This window comes from Chryseobacterium defluvii (assembly GCF_014204415.1).
In the GTDB taxonomy this organism is placed as follows: domain Bacteria; phylum Bacteroidota; class Bacteroidia; order Flavobacteriales; family Weeksellaceae; genus Chryseobacterium; species Chryseobacterium defluvii_A.
The window spans coordinates 1-22,016 of the sequence record NZ_JACHLE010000007.1; the positions used below are offsets into that span (position 1 = coordinate 1).

19 protein-coding genes are annotated in these 22,016 nt (G+C 38.5%); 10 read left to right on the plus strand and 9 right to left on the minus strand.

Annotated features, from left to right (window positions below; translation table 11 throughout):
* Positions 1-215 precede the first annotated feature (215 nt).
* Entirely contained in the window at positions 216-1,844 is a 1,629-nt protein-coding gene (locus tag HNP38_RS16745) for an acyl-CoA carboxylase subunit beta (protein WP_184191675.1), read from the minus strand.
* 379 nt (positions 1,845-2,223) lie between these two features.
* Here HNP38_RS16745 and HNP38_RS16750 point away from each other — a divergent pair, with 379 nt between their 5' ends.
* The 3 genes from HNP38_RS16750 to HNP38_RS16760 are packed head-to-tail and all read left to right on the plus strand — an operon-like array spanning position 2,224 to position 4,989.
* On the plus strand, positions 2,224-3,102 hold the full coding sequence (locus HNP38_RS16750; protein WP_184191678.1) for a DMT family transporter: 879 nt from the start codon (positions 2,224-2,226) through the stop codon (positions 3,100-3,102).
* Between the two features lie 13 nt (positions 3,103-3,115).
* Positions 3,116-4,198, plus strand: a complete 1,083-nt coding sequence (locus tag HNP38_RS16755) for a PorV/PorQ family protein (protein WP_184191681.1) — start codon at positions 3,116-3,118, stop codon at positions 4,196-4,198.
* 32 nt (positions 4,199-4,230) lie between these two features.
* Complete coding sequence (locus HNP38_RS16760; protein ID WP_184191684.1) at positions 4,231-4,989, plus strand: hypothetical protein; 759 nt, start codon at positions 4,231-4,233, stop codon at positions 4,987-4,989.
* 338 nt (positions 4,990-5,327) lie between these two features.
* Here the strand turns inward: HNP38_RS16760 and uvrC are convergent, their stop codons facing one another.
* Together uvrC and HNP38_RS16770 are read right to left on the minus strand one after the other, a co-directional pair.
* A complete protein-coding gene (gene uvrC / locus HNP38_RS16765) occupies positions 5,328-7,124 on the minus strand; it encodes an excinuclease ABC subunit UvrC (protein ID WP_184191687.1) in 1,797 nt (598 codons plus the stop codon).
* Between the two features lie 91 nt (positions 7,125-7,215).
* Complete coding sequence (locus HNP38_RS16770) at positions 7,216-7,980, minus strand: hypothetical protein (protein ID WP_184191690.1); 765 nt, start codon at positions 7,978-7,980, stop codon at positions 7,216-7,218.
* Between the two features lie 131 nt (positions 7,981-8,111).
* On the opposite strand from HNP38_RS16770, the gene hutH reads away from it, so the two are divergent.
* Together hutH and HNP38_RS16780 are read left to right on the plus strand one after the other, a co-directional pair.
* Positions 8,112-9,599 carry a histidine ammonia-lyase gene (gene hutH / locus HNP38_RS16775; protein WP_184191693.1) on the plus strand — a complete coding sequence of 496 codons (1,488 nt, stop codon included), beginning with the start codon at positions 8,112-8,114 and terminating at the stop codon, positions 9,597-9,599.
* A gap of 285 nt (positions 9,600-9,884) precedes the next feature.
* Complete coding sequence (locus tag HNP38_RS16780) at positions 9,885-10,331, plus strand: GNAT family N-acetyltransferase (RefSeq protein ID WP_184191696.1); 447 nt, start codon at positions 9,885-9,887, stop codon at positions 10,329-10,331.
* On the opposite strand, the gene HNP38_RS16785 is transcribed toward HNP38_RS16780, so the two are convergent.
* Positions 10,332-10,946: a hypothetical protein gene (locus HNP38_RS16785; RefSeq protein ID WP_184191699.1), complete on the minus strand. Its 615-nt coding sequence runs from the start codon at positions 10,944-10,946 to the stop codon at positions 10,332-10,334.
* A complete protein-coding gene (locus HNP38_RS16790; RefSeq protein WP_184191702.1) occupies positions 10,946-11,500 on the minus strand; it encodes a carboxypeptidase-like regulatory domain-containing protein in 555 nt (184 codons plus the stop codon). The genes HNP38_RS16785 and HNP38_RS16790 overlap by 1 nt, the downstream gene beginning before the upstream one ends.
* A gap of 136 nt (positions 11,501-11,636) precedes the next feature.
* On the opposite strand from HNP38_RS16790, the gene HNP38_RS16795 reads away from it, so the two are divergent.
* Positions 11,637-13,142, plus strand: a complete 1,506-nt coding sequence (locus tag HNP38_RS16795) for a S8 family serine peptidase (RefSeq protein WP_184191705.1) — start codon at positions 11,637-11,639, stop codon at positions 13,140-13,142.
* A gap of 193 nt (positions 13,143-13,335) precedes the next feature.
* On the opposite strand, the gene ygiD is transcribed toward HNP38_RS16795, so the two are convergent.
* The gene (gene ygiD, locus HNP38_RS16800; protein ID WP_184191708.1) at positions 13,336-14,163 is read right to left on the minus strand and encodes a 4,5-DOPA dioxygenase extradiol; all 828 of its coding nucleotides are present in this window, start codon (positions 14,161-14,163) and stop codon (positions 13,336-13,338) included.
* Between the two features lie 80 nt (positions 14,164-14,243).
* Positions 14,244-14,756 (minus strand): YceI family protein, encoded by a 513-nt coding sequence (locus tag HNP38_RS16805; RefSeq protein WP_184191711.1) that lies wholly within the window; start codon positions 14,754-14,756, stop codon positions 14,244-14,246.
* A gap of 276 nt (positions 14,757-15,032) precedes the next feature.
* Between HNP38_RS16805 and HNP38_RS16810 the strand changes: the two genes are divergently transcribed.
* The 4 genes from HNP38_RS16810 to HNP38_RS16825 all read left to right on the plus strand — a co-directional run bounded on the left by HNP38_RS16810 (position 15,033) and on the right by HNP38_RS16825 (position 19,228).
* Positions 15,033-17,174, plus strand: a complete 2,142-nt coding sequence (locus tag HNP38_RS16810; protein ID WP_184191714.1) for a S9 family peptidase — start codon at positions 15,033-15,035, stop codon at positions 17,172-17,174.
* A 128-nt stretch (positions 17,175-17,302) separates the two neighbouring features.
* Positions 17,303-17,509, plus strand: a complete 207-nt coding sequence (locus HNP38_RS16815) for a hypothetical protein (protein ID WP_184191717.1) — start codon at positions 17,303-17,305, stop codon at positions 17,507-17,509.
* Positions 17,510-17,636: 127 nt separating this feature from the next.
* On the plus strand, positions 17,637-18,662 hold the full coding sequence (locus HNP38_RS16820) for an LLM class flavin-dependent oxidoreductase (protein ID WP_184191720.1): 1,026 nt from the start codon (positions 17,637-17,639) through the stop codon (positions 18,660-18,662).
* Between the two features lie 317 nt (positions 18,663-18,979).
* Positions 18,980-19,228 (plus strand): VF530 family DNA-binding protein, encoded by a 249-nt coding sequence (locus tag HNP38_RS16825; protein WP_184191723.1) that lies wholly within the window; start codon positions 18,980-18,982, stop codon positions 19,226-19,228.
* Positions 19,229-19,243: 15 nt separating this feature from the next.
* Here the strand turns inward: HNP38_RS16825 and HNP38_RS16830 are convergent, their stop codons facing one another.
* A complete protein-coding gene (locus HNP38_RS16830) occupies positions 19,244-19,621 on the minus strand; it encodes a YchJ family protein (RefSeq protein WP_184191726.1) in 378 nt (125 codons plus the stop codon).
* Between the two features lie 240 nt (positions 19,622-19,861).
* Complete coding sequence (locus HNP38_RS16835; protein WP_184191729.1) at positions 19,862-22,003, minus strand: M3 family metallopeptidase; 2,142 nt, start codon at positions 22,001-22,003, stop codon at positions 19,862-19,864.
* Between the last annotated feature and the right edge of the window lie 13 nt (positions 22,004-22,016).

Genomic DNA, 22,016 nt, shown 5'->3' on the forward strand with positions numbered 1-22,016 from the left:
AGTTGATGATCGAAATTGATGAAAAGAAAATTTAAAAATTGAACAAAAATCCTAAACGCTAAATATGAGATGCTTTCTGTTTGTCATTCTGAAAGAATCCAGGCATAGACATAGTATTAAGCTGATGATGCAGTTTGCTTATTCTTAAATTGAAATAGTAAAAAAGCCTTACTGTTTCAGTAAGGCGATGTTATAGTGAAAAGAACTTTATACTATCATACCTGAATTACCCCCAGATTAAATTTTTCCGTAATTGGTGAGTGATTAGCTGCTTCAATACCCATTGAGATCCATTTTCGTGTATCAATAGGATTAATAATAGCATCTGTCCATAATCTGGCAGCAGCATAGGTAGCTTCGGTTTGTTTTTGATATCTTTTAGAGATAGTATCCAATATCTCGTTATGTTCTTCTTCAGAGATCTCTTTACCTTGTTTTTTTAATGTAGATTCTTGAATTTGTGCCAGAACCTTAGCTGCCTGTGCACCTCCCATTACCGCCAGGTCAGCCCAAGGCCAGGCTACGATTAATCTCGGATCGTAGGCTTTTCCACACATGGCATAGTTTCCGGCTCCATAAGAGTTTCCTGTAATGATCGTAAACTTTGGAACAACAGAATTGGAGACAGCATTTACCATTTTTGCACCGTCTTTAATGATCCCTCCATGTTCGGATTTTGAACCTACCATAAATCCGGTAACATCCTGTAAAAAGATCAAAGGGATCTTCCTCTGATTACAGTTCGCAATAAACCTTGTTGCTTTATCTGCAGAATCTGAGTATATTACTCCACCAAACTGCATTTCTCCTTTTCCGCTTTTCACCAGTTTTCTCTGATTGGCTACGATCCCTACAGACCATCCGTCAATTCTGGCGGTGGCACAAATAATGCTTTTACCATAATCCGGCTTATATTCATCATATTCGGAGTGATCAACCAGGCATTTTATGATCTCATACGTATCATATTGTTCTGCTCTGGAAGCAGGCATTATTCCAAATATATGATCGGGATTTTCTTTGGGCGGGAAGCTTTCAATTCTGTCAAAACCCGCTTTTTCAGTACTTCCGATAGATTTCATGATATTTTTAATTCTATCCAGAGCGTCTTTATCATCCTTGGCTTTATAATCCGTAACACCTGAAATGGAGCAATGTGTTGTTGCTCCCCCCAATGTTTCATTATCTATGCTTTCTCCTATTGCGGCTTTTACCAGATAACTTCCTGCCAGGAAAATGGAACCTGTTTTGTCTACGATCATTGCTTCATCGCTCATAATGGGCAGATAGGCACCTCCTGCCACGCAGCTTCCCATCACAGCAGAGATCTGGACAATTCCCATGGAACTCATTTTAGCATTATTCCTGAAAATTCTTCCGAAATGTTCTTTATCAGGAAAAATTTCATCCTGCATAGGAAGGTAAACACCGGCGGAATCTACTAAATAAATAATAGGAAGTTTGTTTTCCATGGCAATCTCCTGGGCTCTCAGGTTTTTCTTTCCTGTGATCGGAAACCAGGCTCCGGCTTTTACCGAAGCATCATTGGCCACTACAATACATTGTCTTCCGGAAACATAGCCTATAACTATCACAACCCCTCCGCTTGGGCAGCCACCATGTTCCTGGTACATTTCATAGCCTGCAAATGCACCAATTTCTATGGAATCTGAATCCTTGTCGAGAAGATATTCGATTCTTTCTCTTGCTGTCATCTTTCCCTCTTCACGGAGCTTCTGAAGTCTTTTTTCTCCACCTCCTTTTTTGATATCGGCAAGCAATCGATTGAGTTCGGATAGTTTTAATCTGTTTTGATCTTCTCTTTTGTTGAATTCAATGTCCATAAAATTTCAATTTTTTACGCCTAAAGATACTATTTTTAAAAGGAATTTAAATTGAAATAAAACAATTGTTTAATTTATTGGTTCTCAGAAATTTGTGAAATATTTAACAAAAAAATATTTTCAAATAATTGATATTTTTTCTAACTTTACACTAGAGTAATAGGGAACATATTCTCTATGGAAGATACTCTAAGTTCCTAGTTTATTTTTTTAATAGTTTATTATTTGAAGGCCCTGAACGTTGAATAAACTTTCAGGGTTTTTTATTTCTTTGAAAGCCTCATCATGTTGAATATTGATGACATCTTTTATATATTTTTATAAGGTTTTGTAAAAGCTATTTGTAAATTTGCGTCTTACCATTCAAAGAGTAGGGAGTATGCATAAATTGGCACTTTTCAGGCTGCATTTAATTGTTTTTTTGTGGGGATTTACTGCAATTTTGGGAAAACTGATCCATGCTAATGCCCATATCCTTGTATTTTACAGAATGCTGTTTGCTGCTGTCTTTTTATTCATATTCATCAGGATTTATAAAAAGGATAGTATAAAGGTTTCCAAAAAGCTCTTTTTTCAGTTGGCAGCGATTGGACTGGCTATGACGCTTCACTGGTTCTGTTTTTTCTACTCTATTAAAGTTTCCAATGTTTCCATAGCCTTAAGCTGTTTATCATTATCTACGCTCTTTGCTTCCATACTGGAGCCTGTTATTTTTAAAAGGAAGATAGATATTTCTGAGGTTATCATGGGAGTGGTTATTGTAGCATGCATCCTTTTGATCTTTAAAACAGAGTTTCAATATAAGGAAGGGATCTTTTACGGAATATTATGCGCTGTGTTCGGAACCTTATTTTCTGTTTTCAATGGAAAAATATATGGGAAGACCAGCTCCGGAAACATTATTTTTTATGAAATTTTCTGTGGTTGGGGTATTTTATTACTGTTTTATTTGCTGACGGGGCAAATTTTTCAGATGAATGAAATAAACTATAGGGATTTGGCGTTAATATGTGTATTGGCGAGCATTTTCACCGCTTTTCCCATGTTGGAATCCGTGAAATTAATGAAATATATTTCGCCTTTTACACTAATTTTAACAGTTAATTTAGAACCGGTTTACGGAATTATACTAGCTTTTTTTATCTTTGGGGAATCAGAACATATGAGCCCTATATTTTATATAGCATCAGCCGTTATGATATTGGCCATTATTGTCAATGGACTGATAAAAGCTAAAAAACAAAAAAACTTGAATTAAGCATCAATATGATATGATGAAAAAATATTTTTTACTTGTATTTTCCTTTCTGTTTGGATTGTCACAATCCCAGATCATCAGAAAATATTCCAATGAATTTTTAAATATAGGAGCCGGAGCCAGAGGTTTGGGTATGGGCGGTGCTGTCATTTCCAATCAGGACGATGTGTATTCTCCTATGTGGAATCCGGCGGGTTTAATGTCCATTGAAAGGGACTGGCAGGGTGCAGCCATGCACGCCGAATATTTTGAGTCTATTGCCAAATATGATTATCTGGCCTATGCCAAAACACTGGAAACAGGAGTATTCGGGATTTCTGTGGTAAGGCTGGGAGTTGATAATATTTTGAATACCACACAGATGATCGACTCTGAAGGGAATATCGATTATGATAAGATTACCAAATTTTCCCAGTCGGATTATGCCGCTATACTTTCCTATGCCTTCAATCCGGGAGGAAATCCTAAGCTGGATGTAGGGGTGAATGCAAAAATTGTTTATAGAAATGTGGGGAAATTTGCAAGCGGATATGGATTCGGTTTTGATGTGGGAGCTATTTATAAAGCAGATAACGGATGGAAATTCGGGGGAATGCTTCGTGATGCGACCACTACGGTCAACTTCTGGAGTATCAATGAGGATGAGCTTTCTACAGTGGTAAATGGTGAAGAATTTAACCCTGCCCCGAAAGACAAAATGGAGCTTACTATGCCTAAGCTGAATGTAGGTGCAAGTAAGCTATTTGAAATCAATAACAGTATGTATCTATTGCCTGAAGCGGGTTTGAATGTAGATTTTGCAAAAACAGCGGCATTGATCTCAACAGATTTTGCCAGTATTACCCCTTATGCCGGAGCTGAATTCGGATATCAGAAAATGATCTTTGTGAGATTGGGGGTTAACAGGTTCCAGTCCATTACCGATATAGAAGACCTGAAAAGAAAAGTTTCGTTTCAGCCCAGTGCGGGTATCGGGATAAGATACAGAGGACTTACTTTAGACTATGCCATTACCAATTCGGGGATAGGCGGTTCTAATTTCTATTCCAATTTCTTCTCCCTGAAACTGGATATGGGAATGTTTAGAAATGATTAATCTATATTTATAAAGGTTTAATGAATACTTCCATGAAAAAGCTACTGACCCTTATTTCTGTTATTGGCCTGGTAATGGTTTCCGGACAAAAGATCTCCGATTATAAATATGTATCGGTTCCTGATTATTTCCCGACATTTAAAGCAGATTATGATTTAAAAAATGCTCTTACAAAGCTTTTGAAAGGGAAAAAATATGCCATACTTCCTGGGGATAGGCAGCAATGGTCTTCTGAAGCAAAACAAAACCCGTGCAATGTCCTTCATGCAGATATCATCAATGACAGCGGATTTTTAAGGAATAAAGTCACATTACAGTTGAAGGATTGTAATAATAAAGTTGTACTTACTTCCAAAGGAAGTTCCAGTATTAAAGAATATATAGAAGGATACCAGGATGCTCTGAAGCAGTCTTTAGTTGCCGTTCCTGTTTCCAATCCAGTTGAGATCACTAATACGACGGTAACGCAAACAGAAACGATAGAGACGGAAACAGTGAATGAAGTGAAAGAAACATCTTCAGTTTCTTCCGTTGAGAAAAAAGCTGAAAGATATACTAACGGTAAGCTTAATCTGCAAAAAATACAGATAGATAACAGCCAGTTTATCCTTGCAGACTCTAATAGCTCTGTTCCGTATGCGACTTTTAAGGCCACTACAAAGAAAGATGTTTTCAGGGTGAAATTGGCCAATGGTGATTCAACTATCGGATATTATGAAAAAGGAAATATAGTGGTTGAGATCCCGCAATCCAATGGAGAATATGCCAAAGAAGTTTTTTCCGGAAAATAAAACTGTTTATTCAGTATAAAATATAAAATAGGCTTTCCTCGGAGAGCATATTTTGTTTAACAAAACTTTATATTTTAGGTTTCTTTTTTTTGCAAATCAAAATTATGCACTGAGTTTGTCATTCCGGCAGGAATCTAAACAGTATTGAGATCTTTGAATGTGTTGAACTTATACCATTTTATCTTTGAAATTACTTTTATGAAAAATTTGCTTGTTGAGGATTTCGGCGCGGCGGCAAAGCCGCCGCGCCGAAATCCTTTATAGTATTTTCAAAGGCAAAATGGTATTAAAAGTTTAATGGATGATTATCAATAGATAAACAAAATTTAAGAAGAATCTTAGTTGGCATTATTAAAAAAATCATGAATAATTTTTGCCCTGCTTTTCCCGATAATCTCCTCTAAGGTCTCTAAATTAGCTTCTTTTATCCTTTTTACAGACTTTAATTTAGATAAAAGCAGCTCAATGGTCTTTTCGCCTACTCCGGCAATATCATCTAATTCAGATTTTATGGTAGAATTGGTTCTTCTCGTTCTGTGATGCTTTACCCCAAAACGGTGCGCTTCATCGCGGACCCTCTGCAATACTTTTAAAGTTTCGGATTTCTTATCCAGATATAATGGGATAGAGTCTTCCGGAAAATAAATTTCTTCCAGTCTTTTGGCAATACCGATCACGGTGATCTTACCATACAGACCCAATAGTTTTAGGCTCTTAACGGCGGATGATAACTGCCCTTTTCCACCATCTATTAAGATAAGCTGCGGAAGACTTTCACCTTCATCTATCATTCTCTTATAACGGCGGAAGATCGCTTCTTCCATAGTGGCAAAATCATTAGGCCCGTCTACCGTTTTCGGGTGAAAGATCCTGTAGTCCGCTTTGCTTGGCTTTCCGTCTTTGAAGACAACACAGGCGGAAACCGGATTCGTTCCCTGGATATTGGAGTTGTCAAAACCTTCAATATGTCTTGGTTCAACGGGCATTCTCAGCAATTTCTGCATTTCGGCCATGATCCTGGTGGTGTGCCTTTCCGGATCCACGATCTGTACCTGCTTTAATTTTTCAAGACGGTATTCTTTGGCATTTTTTTCGGAAAGCTCTACAATCCTTTTTTTATCGCCTACTTTGGGAACTATAAGCTTTACATTAGGGATCTCTACGGATAAATGGAAAGGTAGTAGTACTTCTTTTGAGTCGGACCCGAACTTCTGGCGGATCTCGATAAGGGCTTCTTCCAGAATGTCTTCATCTGTTTCCTCAAGGATCTTTTTGATCTCCGTGGTGAAGCTCTGAATAATGTTTCCATTCCTGATCTTAAAGAAGTTGATATAGGCTGCTGTTTCATCACTCGTCATTCCAAAGACATCCACATCATCTATATTGGGGTTAACGACTGTATTTTTAGCCTGATAATCTTCAAGGATATCCAGCCTTTCCTTAACCGTCTGGGCATCTTCAAACTGAAGATTGGAAGCATATTTCATCATCTGCCCCACCAGGTAATCTTTTGCTTTCCGGAAGTCCCCTTTGATGATCCCGCGGATAGCATCTATCTTTTCATTATATTCCTCTTTGCTTTCAAGCCCTTCACATGGCCCGCCGCAGTTTTTAATATGATATTCCAGGCAGACTTTGTATTTTCCTTCCGCAATTTTATTGGGCGAAAGGTTTAAATTACAGGTCCTGAGCTTATAAATATGTTTGATGGTATCTAATAAGACCTTTGCAGGACGCACTTTTGCATACGGTCCGTAATATTCCGAGCCGTCTTTGATCACCGTTCTGGTAAGGAAAATCCTCGGAAACTCTTCATTTTTTATACAGATCCAGGGATACGTTTTGTCGTCCTTCAGCATAACGTTATAAAACGGCTGATGCTCTTTTATCAGGTTGTTTTCCAGTAAAAGCGCATCATATTCACTGTTGACGATAGTAGTTTCCAGCCGCTGGATCTTACCCACCATTATTCTGATCCTGTATCCGGAAAGATTTTTATTGAAATAGGACAGAACCCTTTTCTTCAGGTTTTTGGCTTTCCCGACATACAAAAGCTGCTCATTCTTATCATAATAACGATAAACGCCCGGTTCTGAAGGTAAAGTTTTAAGTTGTAATTCTAAAGAAGGATTCATATAACAAAACTACGGAATCCTGTTGTGATTTAAAAGAACAAAAAAGGCCGTAGAATTTTTCCACAGCCCTGAAAGTTTATATTTCGATATCTTATCCGTTGTTCATTATTGTGTATTCACTGATAAGAAAACTAAGGTAATCCCATTTTACAGAATTTTTAGGATATTTTTTCACGAATTCAGCATTGTCCCCGAAAAGGAAATCGTAGTTGTCTTCAAAATCATCTTTGTGAAGCCAAATGATCTTATCTCCTTTTTTTACATAATAAGATTTAATGACACCACCGCCCAGCTGGGGAGAGCCCATTACGGAAAACCCTGTCGTTTCCTTGGCAAAAGGATCATAATACACAGATATAAGATCACTGAACTCCGGGTTGATGAGCTGCATCAGGAATTCCTTATCCTCTTTCTTATTTTTTAAAGAAACCGTCTGATTAATAAAATGGATGCGGTCGCTGGTTGTATTCTTGTTCAGTTTTTTGGTTCCGAAGTTTCGGATATTTCCCATGTACTTGGCTACTTTTGCAATTTTTTCGGCATTACTCGGGAAAACGTACATTTCATTTATCTGGTCAGCATTGAAAGTCGTGCTTTTTTTGGTTATGGTATCCTTGATGGATATGGCGTAGATCTGCCCTTTCTTGGTATCGATATCACTGCAGAAACCTTTATGAGTAGTTCCGTCTTTCAAAAGGATGGTTGAAGTTTTCTTGGGTGAAGGAGTGGAAAAACCTTCATTGAAAAGATAGGTTTCCATTTTTTTGATCTCGTCTTTGGAATATTTTACCTTATCCTGTGCAAAAGAAAATGTGCCTGCAAGGCAAAAGGCAAGCAATAAAGCTTTAAGTTTCATGATTAATTGATTTTTATTTATTAGCGGATAAAAATAGTAAATTAAATAACTTACCGGGAAAATAAATTCTGCATGGAAATTTGACTTTTACAATTATGGCTAAATGTGTAATTTTAAGCAAAATTTTAGAAATGATATACGGTGTAGATGTTTTCAGCTTTCATGATGTGCTAGAAATCTGTAAAAATCCTGATAAAGCAAAACTTAATAAAGCGGCAAAAGATCAGATTTTAAAATCTCAGAAGAACGTTAAGAAAATAGTAGAGTCCGATCAGTGTGTATATGGAATCAATACGGGATTCGGTCCACTTTGTGATACTAAGATCTCTGCTGATGAAACGGCTCAGCTTCAGTATAATTTGATCATTTCCCATGCAGTAGGTGTGGGGAAGCCTATTGATAAAGAGCTTTCAAAGATTATGATGATCGCTAAAGTACATGCGTTGTCAAAAGGTTTTTCCGGGGTTTCTCTGGAAGTTATTGAAAGAATGATCCTGATGCTGGAGAAAGATATCATTCCTGTAGTTCCGGAGCAGGGCTCTGTAGGTGCTTCAGGAGATTTGGCTCCTTTGGCACATCTGGTTTTACCGTTGTTGGGATTAGGACAGGTTTGGGATGGAGATAAAGTGGTGGAAACATTAAAAGTTTTAAAGAAAAATAAATTAGAGCCTCTTACACTGGGCCCAAAAGAAGGACTTGGGCTGATCAACGGAACTCAATTCATTTTAGCCCATGCCATAAAAGGGCTGGAAAAATTTGAATACCTGCTGGACCTTGCCGATATGACAGCGGCCATGAGCCTTGAAGCCTACAGAGGTTCTGCAAGCCCGTTCAAAAAAGAGCTTCATGAGATCAGGCCATTTGAAGGAAGTAAAAAAGTGGCAGCAAGAATGGTGAAGTTTTTAAGGAACTCTGAAAACATGAAAGCCCATGAAGGCTGTGAAAGAGTTCAGGATCCTTATTCCATGAGATGTGTGCCGCAGGTTCACGGGGCGAGCAGAAATGCTTTTGAACACCTTAAAAATATGGCAATAACAGAATTGAATTCTGTGACGGATAACCCGATCGTTTTAAGTGCTGAAGAATCCATTTCTGGAGGGAACTTTCACGGGCAGCTAATGGCTCTGCCATTGGATTATGCTACTTTGGCTGCTGCTGAGCTGGGAAATATTTCAGACAGGAGAAGCTATTTGCTATTGGAAGGAAAATACGGACTGCCAAGACTGCTAACGGAAAGCTCAGGACTGAACTCAGGATTTATGATCCCGCAGTACACTTCAGCGGCATTGGTAACAGAAAACAAAACATTATGTTTCCCGGCTTCTGCAGACTCTATTCCTACAAGCTTAGGGCAGGAGGATCATGTTTCTATGGGGAGCATTTCAGGGAGAAAGTTCAATCAGGTTTTAGGAAATCTGATCAATATTTTAGCGGTTGAACTAATGTTTGCCGCACAGGGGCTGGAGTTCAGAAGACCGGCTAAATGCTCAAAAATTATAGAAGAAAACTTTGCCATTATCCGCTCTAAAGTTAAAAAACTGGAAGATGACAGGCTGATCGGACAAGATATGCTTGCCATTGCAGAGCTGATCAATGAAAGAAAGTTTATAGTGAACTGATATAAAAAGCAAACCACAAAAGGCACAAAAGCTTCCGGGACATTTAAGTTTATCTAAGCAGAAGATTTGAATGCACATTAGTTTTGAAAATCTAATATTGAGCTAAATCGAAGTATTCAGCTTATGTGAACTTTAAAACAATATCATCTTAAACTATAAATTACTAAAGTGTTTCCAAGATCTGCACATCCTAAAAAACTTTTGTGCCTTTTGTGGTTAAAATAAAAGTTTATAAATAAAGCTTCCATCGGGGAAGCTTTTTATATTTGCAGAAACAAAGAACGCATGAAGATAAAGAGAACAGACTCTTCAGATAAGGATTTTCAGGATCTTGTAAAACTGTTAGATGCCGATCTTGCCATCCGGGATGGTGAAGACCATGCCTTTTACCATCAGTTCAATAAGATCGATATGCTGAAAAATTGTGTTGTGGTTTATTTAGAAGATAATGCGATAGCCTGTGGAGCTTTCAAGCCGTTCTCTGAAGAAAGTGTAGAGATCAAACGGATGTATACAAACCCCGAAAAAAGGAAACTCGGTCTGGCTTCCGGGATTTTGTATGAACTGGAAATCTGGGCCAGAGAATCCGGATATAAAAAGTGTATCCTGGAAACCGGTTTGAAACAGCCCGAAGCCATTGCACTCTATGAGAAAAGCGGTTACCACAAGATCCCGAATTACGGGCAATATGCCGGAGTTGAGAACAGCGTCTGCTTTGAAAAAGAGATATGATCAATCACCCGGCTGATAATCCAGCGGAAGCATAAACTCGATCTTGTTTCTTGAAAAATCCCCCTGCTTGAGCAGGAGTTCAGGATCAGAAGTATTGCCGGTGTCATAAACTTCAAAGGTCTGCCCTTCAATATACAGGAATGACTGATGGCTGACAGGAATTTTATCTTTGACCAGTTTTTTGTTTTCCAGATTATAATAATATTTGCTGTAGTTGACCTGTAGTACATCCGGAAAATCCAAGATCACTTTTCCATCGGTTCTTTTAATGTAGTCAGTATCCGGGATCTTCATTTTAGTAATAGCCATGCTGTAAGGCTTTTCACTATTCTTTCTGTGAGCAATATCATTGATGTTGTCAGAGATTTTCAATGTTCCGGATGTTATAAAGTTTTTCCGAAAATCATTCAGAAGTTCCAGTTCTTCTTCCGTTGGGTATTTCGGATTGGGAATCATAGTAATATGATTGACGATAAAGCCGTCCTCAGCCGTTTTATTTTGGTAAACACTCCGGAAAAAATGCAGCATGCTACCTTCGTAGGCGTTTATTCTGTTTAGCTTTACCTTATCTGTATTTTTAGTTTCTTTAAAGAAGCTTGTCCCGGTATAGTTCACTATATTTTTTTAAGGTCAAGAGTAAAGCCGAGAAGATCGTAGACAATCTCATAACCCAGATTTTTATTCTCAATGATCAGAGGTTGTGGCGCCTTTACTGTAAGGAAATTATTCTTCCTGTCATAGGCAAATTTTAAACTCCTTTGGTTCCTGATCTTCACATTCTGCTGGTCCGATCCTATAAAATTTTTAAGAAAATTGTAAATATGGTTTTTATAAGCTTCCTCTGTAAAAGGAATAAGCTGTACTTCCTCTATGTCAGCTGCTTTAACGAGAACAATCTTTAATGTTTTGCCATAAACCTTGGAAACATCGGTCATGAAGGTCTCATAGCTTTCTTTCTGGAAAACCAGATTGCCCTTATTCTTTGAGGATAATTCAATACTGAAGCTTCCGTCTTCTCCAGAGGTTGTACTTATTTTAGTGCCGTCTAAATAAACATTTACATTCGGAATAGCATGTTCGGCATCATTGACAACGGTTCCCCTGATCGTCTGTGACAAGAAAATATAAAGCGGAAATAATATGAAATACAGTACTATTGATTTTTTCATGGTAAACAATATTACTAAATTTTTAGTGATAAAAAAATAAAGCCGAAAAAAATAATACGGAGATAAAATACTTTGTAAACTACTGTAATTCAAAATAAAGTGATATCTTGTGTTATCAAAATCAAAATTAATTACTATGAAAAAAAATGTATTCTATCTTTTAGTAATGCTTCTGGTGATGGTTTCCTGTAACAGGGAAGAAGTACAGGCTGAAGTAGAGGGGATCGAAATAAGCCAGAAAGATCCTCTGACCGAAAAACAAATTAACGACCGGATTAATGAATCCATCCGAAATACCGGTTCTTTCAGCTGGAGCAAGTCTTCCGACCATTTTGTATGGAGTGCTATTTTCCGCGGAAATAAAGTGGCTTCGATAGGATTCGGAGCTTCACAGAAGGATTTCGACCGCAGCCTTTCACCCGATAATGAAAGGATACAGAATGAAATTTTAGAAGTTATTAAAAAATATGAAGGAAAGCAGGACAGGGTTTTATTAGGTTCCGATCAGTATCTCAACCAAATGGATGTGTATATTGAAAAGCAGGAAACGGTGATTGCTTTACGCCGCCTGAAAACGATCCGTTATCTGGAGCCGGCCGATTATCGTTATTTTGAAAACGAAAAGAAGCTTAGCGGTGCTGCCAAGTCCAGCGGAAGTTCATCAGGATGCGGATTGGAGTCGACCTCTTTAAATTCTGCGGATTATACTACGATTACACCCAATGCAAAGGCCTCATGGTCCTTCTATAAGCATAATATTACAAGTGCCTGGAGCTACAGTACCGGCGCCGGGATCACTATCGGTTTAATTGACAGCGGAGTTTCGACTGAACAGGGCTTATTGAGTGGTAGCTTTAATAACGGAGCATCTTCCGGGAGAACCATCAGCAAATATGGAGTATATGTAGATTCCATCTGGCCTTGGAGTTCCGGCTATGATGGGGCAAATGATAAATGCGGGCATGGGACCAGTATGGCTTCAGCCATGGCTGCTCCCAGAAATAACCAGGGGCAGCCTGTAGGGGTAGCCTACAATGCCAATCTGATAGCATACAGAGCAGCTTCCAATGTAGTATTGGATGGTTATCATGAACAAAACGGGGTGAAAATTGCGTTTACCGAACTGGCTAACAATACAAATGTAAAAATCATCTCCATGTCAATGGGGCATATATTTTCCGTGGGTAAAATAGAAGACGGAGTAAAATATGCCTATTCCAAAGGAAAACTGATCTTCTGTGCAGGCGGAACTTCTACCAGCTTTACTACTTTTGTAGGCGTTATTTTCCCTGCATGGATGCCGGAAACACAAGCTGTAACGGGAGTAAAGGAAAATACTTCCAATCAGAAATGTGATGTATGCCATTCCGGAGCTGAAATAGATTTTACCTATCAGATGGAAAGAGCTTCATCCAATAATATCCCGGTACTGAGCTATTACAATGCCCAGACAGATTATGTAGGAGGTTCTTCGGTAGCTACTGCATCCACTGCAGGAATTGCAGCGCTGGTATGGGCTAAAAATCCATCGTGGACGAGAGATCAGGTACTGAATAAGATGAGGCAGTCGGCAACTTATTATCCAAATAAGGATGCTAATTTTGGCTACGGAAATATCAATGTTCTGCAGGCTGTTCAGTAAGCATAAATAGTAAGAAATATCTAAATAGCAATATTATTTATCATAAATAGTATTACTATTTTTTATGCTGAAAAATCTTTATACCATTTTACCTTTGAAATTACTTTTATGAAGAATTTGCTTGCTGAGGTTTCGGCGCGGCGGCAAAGCCGCCGCGCCGAAACTTTATAATATTTTCAATACAAAAATGGTATCATCCTATTCTTACGCTCGTCATACTCAGAGAACCTCCGATTAATTCATCATTGAACAAAGTCAGGTTTTCCGATCTGTCTTTTAAGCCCAAAGTATAGATCAGTGGTAAAAAATGATCGGGAGAAGGAACAGCATATTGTAAAAAAGTTCCCTGTTTCCGATAATCAATAACAGGCTGGAAATTCCCATCCAGAAGCCAGCTGTTGGTTTTCTTACGGCTTTCTATGGCCCAGTCCCATCCGGCACCGACCGTATTAATGTTTTTCCAGTCTATCAGTCTTAAATTATGGATAATATTTCCGCTTCCGATGATTAAAATGCCCTTTTCACGAAATTTATTTAATCTTGCCGCCAGATCGAAGTGATATTGTGGCGGTTTTGTATAATCGATGCTTAATTGAATGACAGGAATATCAGCATCTGGGTACATATGTCTGATAACCGACCATGCGCCGTGATCCAAACCCCAGTTATGGTCTTCCTCCACTTGTACAGGAGCAAGAAGATTTGCCGTTTCTTTGGCCAGTTCAGGATTTCCGGGAGCAGGATACTGTACCTCGAACAATTCCTTCGGAAAGCCATAAAAATCATGTATCGTTCTCGGCATACCCATCGCTGTTACGAAAGTACCCTGAGTGTACCAATGGGCTGAAATGCATAAAATAGCATTTGGCCTTGGGATCTCCCGGGCTGCCTTTCTGAATCCCTGTACAAACTGATTCTCTTCAATAGCGTTCATAGGAGAGCCATGTCCCAGAAATAATACAGGCATTCTCTCACTGCCTGTAAAATGGTCACTGATATTCTGCAGATCGTTAAGGTTCATAGAATGTTGGGAGTTTATAAAAAATAAAAGGTTCAAGGTTTTAGAAAATCCCTGAACCTTTTACCCTATATGCTAAAAAATTATGCCTGCTTTACAAACTGTAACTCTCCGGCAATCCTTACCTCGTCACTTACCATTACTCCTCCGGCTTCAAGAGCTGCATTCCAGTTTAGTCCGAAATCCTTTCTATTGATCTTTCCTTCAAAAGAAAATCCAGCTTTTGTATTTCCCCACGGATCTTTATTGATTCCTCCAAAATCCACATCCAGGCTTACCGGTTTTGTAATTCCGTTGATCGTAAGACTGCCTTCTATCTTATCATTCAGAGCTTGAGACTCAAAAGTAATCACCGGATGAGCTTCAGCATTGAAGAACTCGGCAGACTTTAAGTGATTATCCCGGTCTGTATTGTTGGTAAAAACCGAATCCGTATGAATAGTTGCAGTAGTTTTTGCATTTCTGAAACTGTCATCTTCAGCTTCAATTTCAGCAGCGAAGTCTCTGAAGCTTCCTTTTACGTTGGAAATCATCATGTGCTTTACTTTGAATGTGATCTCACTATGTGTAGGGTCTAAGGTCCATTTTGTTGCCATTGTATTTATTTTTATAAATTGTTAATAATACTGCAAATGTATAGTAAGGTACAGGTACAATTCATTGATTTAAGATAAGAAATGAAAATGTACCTTTTGCAATGAGTCGCAGTGACATTCCACATCTCTTGGTTCTGGTAGCAGAAGATTTCAAGAATCCTGACATTAAGTTAAGAAAATATTTTCTATTAATCTGCATATTTATAAACGTTTTATTTTAACGTTTCCTTAACGTATGGTTTTATTTCTTATTTTTGAAGCAATTAATTTTATACCATGAAATTATATAGATTTTCTTTATTGATGGTGGTTTTGGGTGGATCTGTCTTTGCCCAGACCCAGAAATATACTATGGCAGAAGCTGTAAACGGTCTTAGAAGCAATCTGGCGGTAAAAAATATTTCTCAATTCTCATGGACGGGAGACGGCAAATCATACATTCAGGCTGTGAAAGGAGGATATTTGATTACAGATATAAAAACTAAAAAGCAGGATACCCTGGTATCTTTGACGCAGTTGAATAGGCATTTTGCAGATAAGAAATTAAAAGCAGTGCCACCTATCAAATTCACAGGTAATTCACAGGGATATTTCAATGCCAATGATCAAATGGCTTGGGTTGAGAAGTCCGGCAGTGACTGGAAGATCAAAAATTCAGTTTCGTTGGAAGAGGATGCTACTAATGTAAAAGTGTTTAGCGATAGCCAGACCTTTGCCTATATCATAAAGAATAATTTATATGTGAATAGGAACGGTAAAGCTATTGCCGTTACAAATGATCCTAATGAGAATATTGTGAATGGAGGTTCAGCCGTTCACAGAAATGAGTTCGGAATTGATACCGGGATTTTCCCTTCTCCAAATTCGGAAAATGTAGCTTTCTACAGAATGGATCAGACAATGGTAACGGATTACCCTGTTATTGACTGGTCTGTAACCCCTGCAGAAAACCACAATATAAAATATCCGATGGCCGGAAAAACATCACATGAAGTTACATTGGGTGTTTTCAATATTAAAAATCAGTCTACAGCCTTCCTGAAAATTGAAGGAGAGAAAGATCAGTACTTAACAGCTGTTACTTGGAGCCCCGATTCCAAATATATTTTCGTGGGAGTACTGAACAGAGGGCAGAATCATTTAAAAATGAATCAGTATGATGCTGTCACCGGAGACTTTGTAAAAACTTTGTTTGAGGAAACCAATAGCAAATATGTAGAACCACAGCACCCATTGGTATTCTTCCCGAACTCCACTACAGATTTCATCTGGCAGAGCCAGAGAACGGGATATAACCATCTGTTCCATTACAGTCTTGAAAAGGGATTGGTTGCCCAGATCACAAAAGGAGACTGGTTGGTTACCGATGTTTTAGGGTTTAATGAGAAGAAAAAGGAGATCTATTTTACTTCGACCAAAGAAACTCCTTTAGAAAGACATTTATATAAAATCAATTGGGCAAGCTTTAAAATGCAGAGACTGGATGATGCAGCCGGGATGCATACCGGAATATTGAGCAATGACGGAAATTACCTGTACGATATCTACAGCAATGCGGATACCCCTAAAATAGCAAATATCATCAATACGGGCACCTTAAAATATGAGAACATTCTCACAGCTGAAAATCCATTAAAAAATTACCAAAGGCCTGAAATTAAAAATATAGAGATGAAGGCTGATGACGGAACGCCATTATATGGTAAAATAATCCTTCCGACGAATTTTGATCCCAATAAAAAATATCCCGCGATCGTATATTTATATAACGGGCCTCATTTACAATTGGTAACAAATACTTTCCCGGCTTCCGGAAACCTCTGGTATGAATATATGGCCCAGAACGGATACATTATTTTTACGATGGATGGAAGAGGTTCTTCTAATCGTGGATTGAAATTCGAGCAGGCAGTCTTCAGAAACCTGGGGACTACCGAAATGAACGATCAGATGAAAGGAGTAGAGTATTTGAAGTCACTTCCTTATGTAGACGGAGAGAAATTGGGAATCCATGGATGGAGTTTCGGCGGGTTTATGACAACCAGCTTTATGCTTCGCCATCCTGAAGTGTTCAAGGTAGGCGTTGCAGGCGGGCCTGTGATCGATTGGAGCATGTATGAGATCATGTACACAGAAAGGTATATGGACACTCCGCAGGAAAACCCTCAGGGGTATAAAACAGCAAACCTTTTGGATAAGGTGCAAAATTTAAAAGGAAAACTGCTGATGATCCACGGAGCACAGGATGATGTGGTGGTTTGGCAGCATTCGGTGAAGTTCCTGAAATCAGCGGTTGATAATGGAGTACAGTTAGACTATTTTGTCTATCCGGGACACCCTCATAATGTGACCGGGAAAGACAGGGTGCATCTGATGCAGAAAGTAACGGATTATTTTGACCAGTATCTGAAAAAATAATATTTGATCCAGCCAATCCGGCTGGATTTTTTATTTTAAACAGAATGGTTTTTAAAATCATATGTTTAATTAAAAAGAAGATGAGGTATAAAATATTAAGTATATTTGAATACAATGAAATATAAATTATGGAATTACTGGACATTATATTAGGCAAATTTATTCCAGATATTCTGGGACTTTATACCCGGTATTTTGTTTTAAAGATTTTCAATCCGGATCTGAAAAAAGAAGATCTGGACCAGGGCTTTTTTAATCTTATCATTGGACTTGTTGTTTTTATAGGCTTATTAATAGGTATATTGTATGTTCTTTCTATGATGAAAATTCTTTAATTCAGGCTTCCCGGATCCTGAAAACATTTGATCTTCTTTATTGCTTTCACGCGTTTTCATTCTTATCATTCATCAATGCTTTTGACTTTCAGGAGCTGTAATTTTGTTCTTATATAAAATCAGAAATATGGAATTAGGAATAGGAATGTTTGGTGATCTGGCATTTGACCAGACAACAGGAAAATATAGGGATGCAGTTACTAAAATCCGGGAGATCCTTGCGCAGGTAAAATTGATGGATGAGGTGGGAATAGATGTTTTCGCAATGGGAGAACATCACCGACCCGATTATGCCGTTTCATCTCCGGAGATCGTATTGGCTGCTGCTGCGGGCATTACTAAAAACATAAAACTGGCCAGTGGAGTAACGGTACTCAGCTCATCAGAACCCGTAAAAGTATATGAAGATTTTTCAACATTGGATCTGATCTCTGACGGGCGGGCGGAAATATTTGTAGGAAGGGGCAGTTTTATAGAATCTTTTCCACTATACGGATATTCGCTGGATGATTATGAGCAGCTTTTTGATGAAAAACTGGAACTGTTATTAAAAATCAATTCCGAAGAAAATGTTTCATGGTCAGGACAGCTCCGCGCACCAATGCATGACCAGACCGTTTATCCGAGAGCTAAAAATGACGGAAAACTTACCATCTGGAGAGCAGTGGGAGGAACCCCGCAATCCGTTTTGAGTGCTGCGAAGCTCGGAATGCCTTTAGTGGTAGCTATCATTGGCGGGATGCCGATCCAGTTTAAAAACCTGATTGAATTCTATAAGCAGGAATATGAAAAAGCGGGGCATGATGTATCTGAAATGCAGATTGCCATTCATTCACATACTTTTATAAGTAATGATCAGAAAGTTATAGACGGATATTTCCATAATTATAAGTCCCAAATGGATAGGATAGGTTCCAAAAGAGGATGGGCTCCTTATACAGAAATGCAGTATGAAGGCGGGAGGAGCAAGGATGGGGCATTGTTCATCGGAAGTCCTGCGGAAGTTGCTGATAAAATTGCGTATATGAAAGAAATTTTCGGGATCACTAGATTTATCGGGCATATGGATGTGGGAGATCCGGCTCATGATATCATGATGAGATCCATAGAACTGTTCGGAAAGGAAGTATTACCGGAAATTAAACCTTTATAAATAAACACTCCGTTGAAATTTTCAGCGGAGTGTTTTTATTGAGTCCGTACAGACTTTTAATAGGAGAATTAAGCTACAAAAGCTCTATTATTAAACGCTTTAGTAAAAAAAACTTATGTGCTCTTAAATATACTTTGCAGGGAGCTTTTCATTAAACTTAAGTGTTTACAATAGCTTTTGTGACTTTTGTGGTTTATTTTTTTGATAAGTTTGAATAAGCACTTTCTATACATAAATAAAGTGTCTAAAAACTTTTTGGATAAAAAGTAATCGTTCATTGGATTATTTATAGGAAACAACTATTTTTACAAAAAAACATGCAGCAGCAATCCAAAGATCCTTTACACGGAAAAAGACTAGATGCTATTCTGGAAGAATTGGTGGAATATTATGAAGGATTTGAAAAACTGGGCGAGCAGATCAACATTAAGTGTTTTACAGATAATCCCAGTATAAGCTCTTCCCTGAAATTTTTACGGAAAACGCCTTGGGCACGAACAAAAGTAGAAAGTCTTTATGTATATGTTTTAAGACAGAAAAAGAAAAAAGAGAGACCGCAAAACTAACAGTAGCTTTATATCTTAACTTAAAAACTCACCTGAAACATAATACCACCGTTCATGCATTTTCTGGAAAACAGAAAATTCATAGTGAATTTGAGGACTTCCGTCCTGATCAATATAATAAGCCTTAAATTCTACCTGATTCAATGCCGGAGTTCTGATGATCTCCAGTTTGGTCCATTCATTGATCTCTCCCCATTCTTGCAGGTCTGCCTTATTGTGGAACTTCCTTTTTCCGGGATGAGTGGTCTCCATCAGATAATCTCCGTTCGGGATTGCAAATGCCGAAAACCTTGATCGCATCAGAGCTTCCGCAGTCGGAGCATGCTTTTCTCCTATGTGGTAAGGTTTACAGCATTCTTCATAAGATCTTCCGGAGCAGCAGGGACAGTTCATTTTTATATGTTTTAATTTTTTTAACCACAAAAGTCTCAAAAAAAATTGAAACACTTAAGTTATTTCTGGTTGAAATTATTTTGCTTAGAAGTACAAATGAGAAGAAAATCTTTGATTTCCAAGAAGCTAATGTGTCCTTAAATTCTCTTTTCAGGTATCATGAAATTAACTAAAGTGTCTAAAAAAACTTTTGTGGTTAATGAAATAAAAAGAAGCACCCAATAGAATGCTTCTTTATACTTATTTTATAAATCCTCTGTTTCTCAATAAAGGTTTGATATCCGGATCATGCCCCGTAAAATCCCTGAACGCTTTATTCAGATCTACAGAATTTCCTACGGAAAGAATATATTTTCTGAAACGGTCACCATTTTCCCTTGTCAAACCGCCATTGTTTTTGATCCATTCCCAGGCATCGCTGTCCAAAGTTTCAGACCATAAATAGGCATAATACCCCGCTGAATAATCACCACCCCAGATGTGTGCAAAATAAGGGGTATGGTATCTTGGCGGAACGGTTGCCAGAGTAAATCCATGATGAGTTAAAGACTGCTTCTCGAAATCCAGAACAGGAATTAACTGCCCTTCATTGGTAACGGTATGCCAGTCCATATCCAAAGCCGCTGCGGAAACCAACTCTGAGGTCATATACCCCTGATTGAATGTTGCCGCTTTTTTTATTTTATCAACCAAAGCCTGTGGAATAGGCTGTTTCGTTTCATAATGTATGGCGTAGTTTTTCAAGATGACCGGATCCAAAGCCCAGTGTTCATTGATCTGTGAAGGGAACTCCACAAAATCCCTCGGAACACTTGTCCCGGAAATAGAAGGATAGGTTTGGCTTGCAAATATCCCGTGGATGGAATGCCCAAACTCATGGAACATGGTCGTAACATCATCATAGCTGATCAGGGAAGGTTTTCCCGGAGCAGGCTTCTGATAATTGAAACAGTTTACGATCACTGGTTTTGTTCCTAAAAGATAAGACTGTTCCACAAAATTGCTCATCCAGGCCCCGCCGCTCTTAGAATCCCTCGTGTAGAAATCCAGGTAATAGATGGCCAGGGATTTTCCGTCATGATCAAAAACTTCGTAAGCCACTACATCAGGATGAAATACCGGCAGATCCGTTCTTTTCTTAAAAGTAATGCCATAGAATTTCTCGGCAGCATAGAAAACTCCTTTTTCCAGAACAGTCGTCACTTCGAAATAGGGCTTGATCTGGTTTTCATCCAGGTCATATTTGGCTTTTCTTACCTGTTCGGCATAGAAATTCCAGTCCCAAGGTTCTACTTTAAAACCTCCGTTTTGCTGATCGATCAGATCCTGGATATCTTTAGCTTCACGTCTGGCTGTTTCTACAGCCGGAGTAGCAAGCTGATTCATGAGCTTAACGGCAGCTTCAGGGGTTTTTGCCATCTGATCCTGAAGTTTCCATTCTGCAAAATTTTTCTTCCCTAAGATCTGTGCCTTTTTTAGCCTGAGTTTAGCCAACTTTTCAACAGTTTCCCGGGTATCATTGGCATCTCCTTTTTCAGCCCTTAGCCAGGAAGCTTTGAAAAGTTTTTCCCTGCTTGTCCTGTTTTTAAGATTTTGTAAAAGAGGTTGCTGAGTGGTATTTTGTAAAGCCAGAAGATATTTTCCGTTCTGTCCTGCATTTTTTGCATCTGTTGCCGCGGCTTCTATTTCATCACTGGAAAGCCCTTCCAGTTCCGTTGCATCAGAAAAGAAAACACCGCCCTGCTTTCTAGCCTCAAGAAGCTTGATGGAAAACTGGGTGGATAATGAGGCGAGTTCCTGATTCACCTGCTTTAGTTTCTCCTTATCTGCAGCAGAAAGATTGGCCCCTGCTATTTCAAAGTTCTGTTTGTAGAATTGCAGCAACCTTTTACTTTCGTCATCCAAACCGTTTTCCTTAATAGATTGGATCCTTTGATAAAGCCGGTCATTCAGATACATTTTATCCGAATGGGCCGCAAATATTGGAGCATATTCTTCATCCAAAGCCTGAAGGGTAGGATTGGTATCCGCACTGGTCAGGTTTGAAAAGATGATCCGCGCTCTTTTCAGTACCTCGCCGCTTTTTTCCAATGCAACGACCGTGTTTTCAAAAGTAGGTGCATCAGGATTGTTTGCAATCTTTAAGATCTCAGCATCATGCTGTCTCAATCCGAAATCGAAAGCAGGTTTAAAATGTTCATTTTTAATTGTATTGAATTCCGGAGCTTCATACTGAAGTTTACTTTTCTTCATGAATGGGTTGGAAGACAGTGAAGAATCGGGGGCAGGGATTTCCTGCTGAGTATCGGTTTTTTTCATTGTAGTACAGGAGTAATTGAATGCCAGAGCAGAAATTAACAATACTGATGAAATATTTTTCATAAATTAGTTGTTA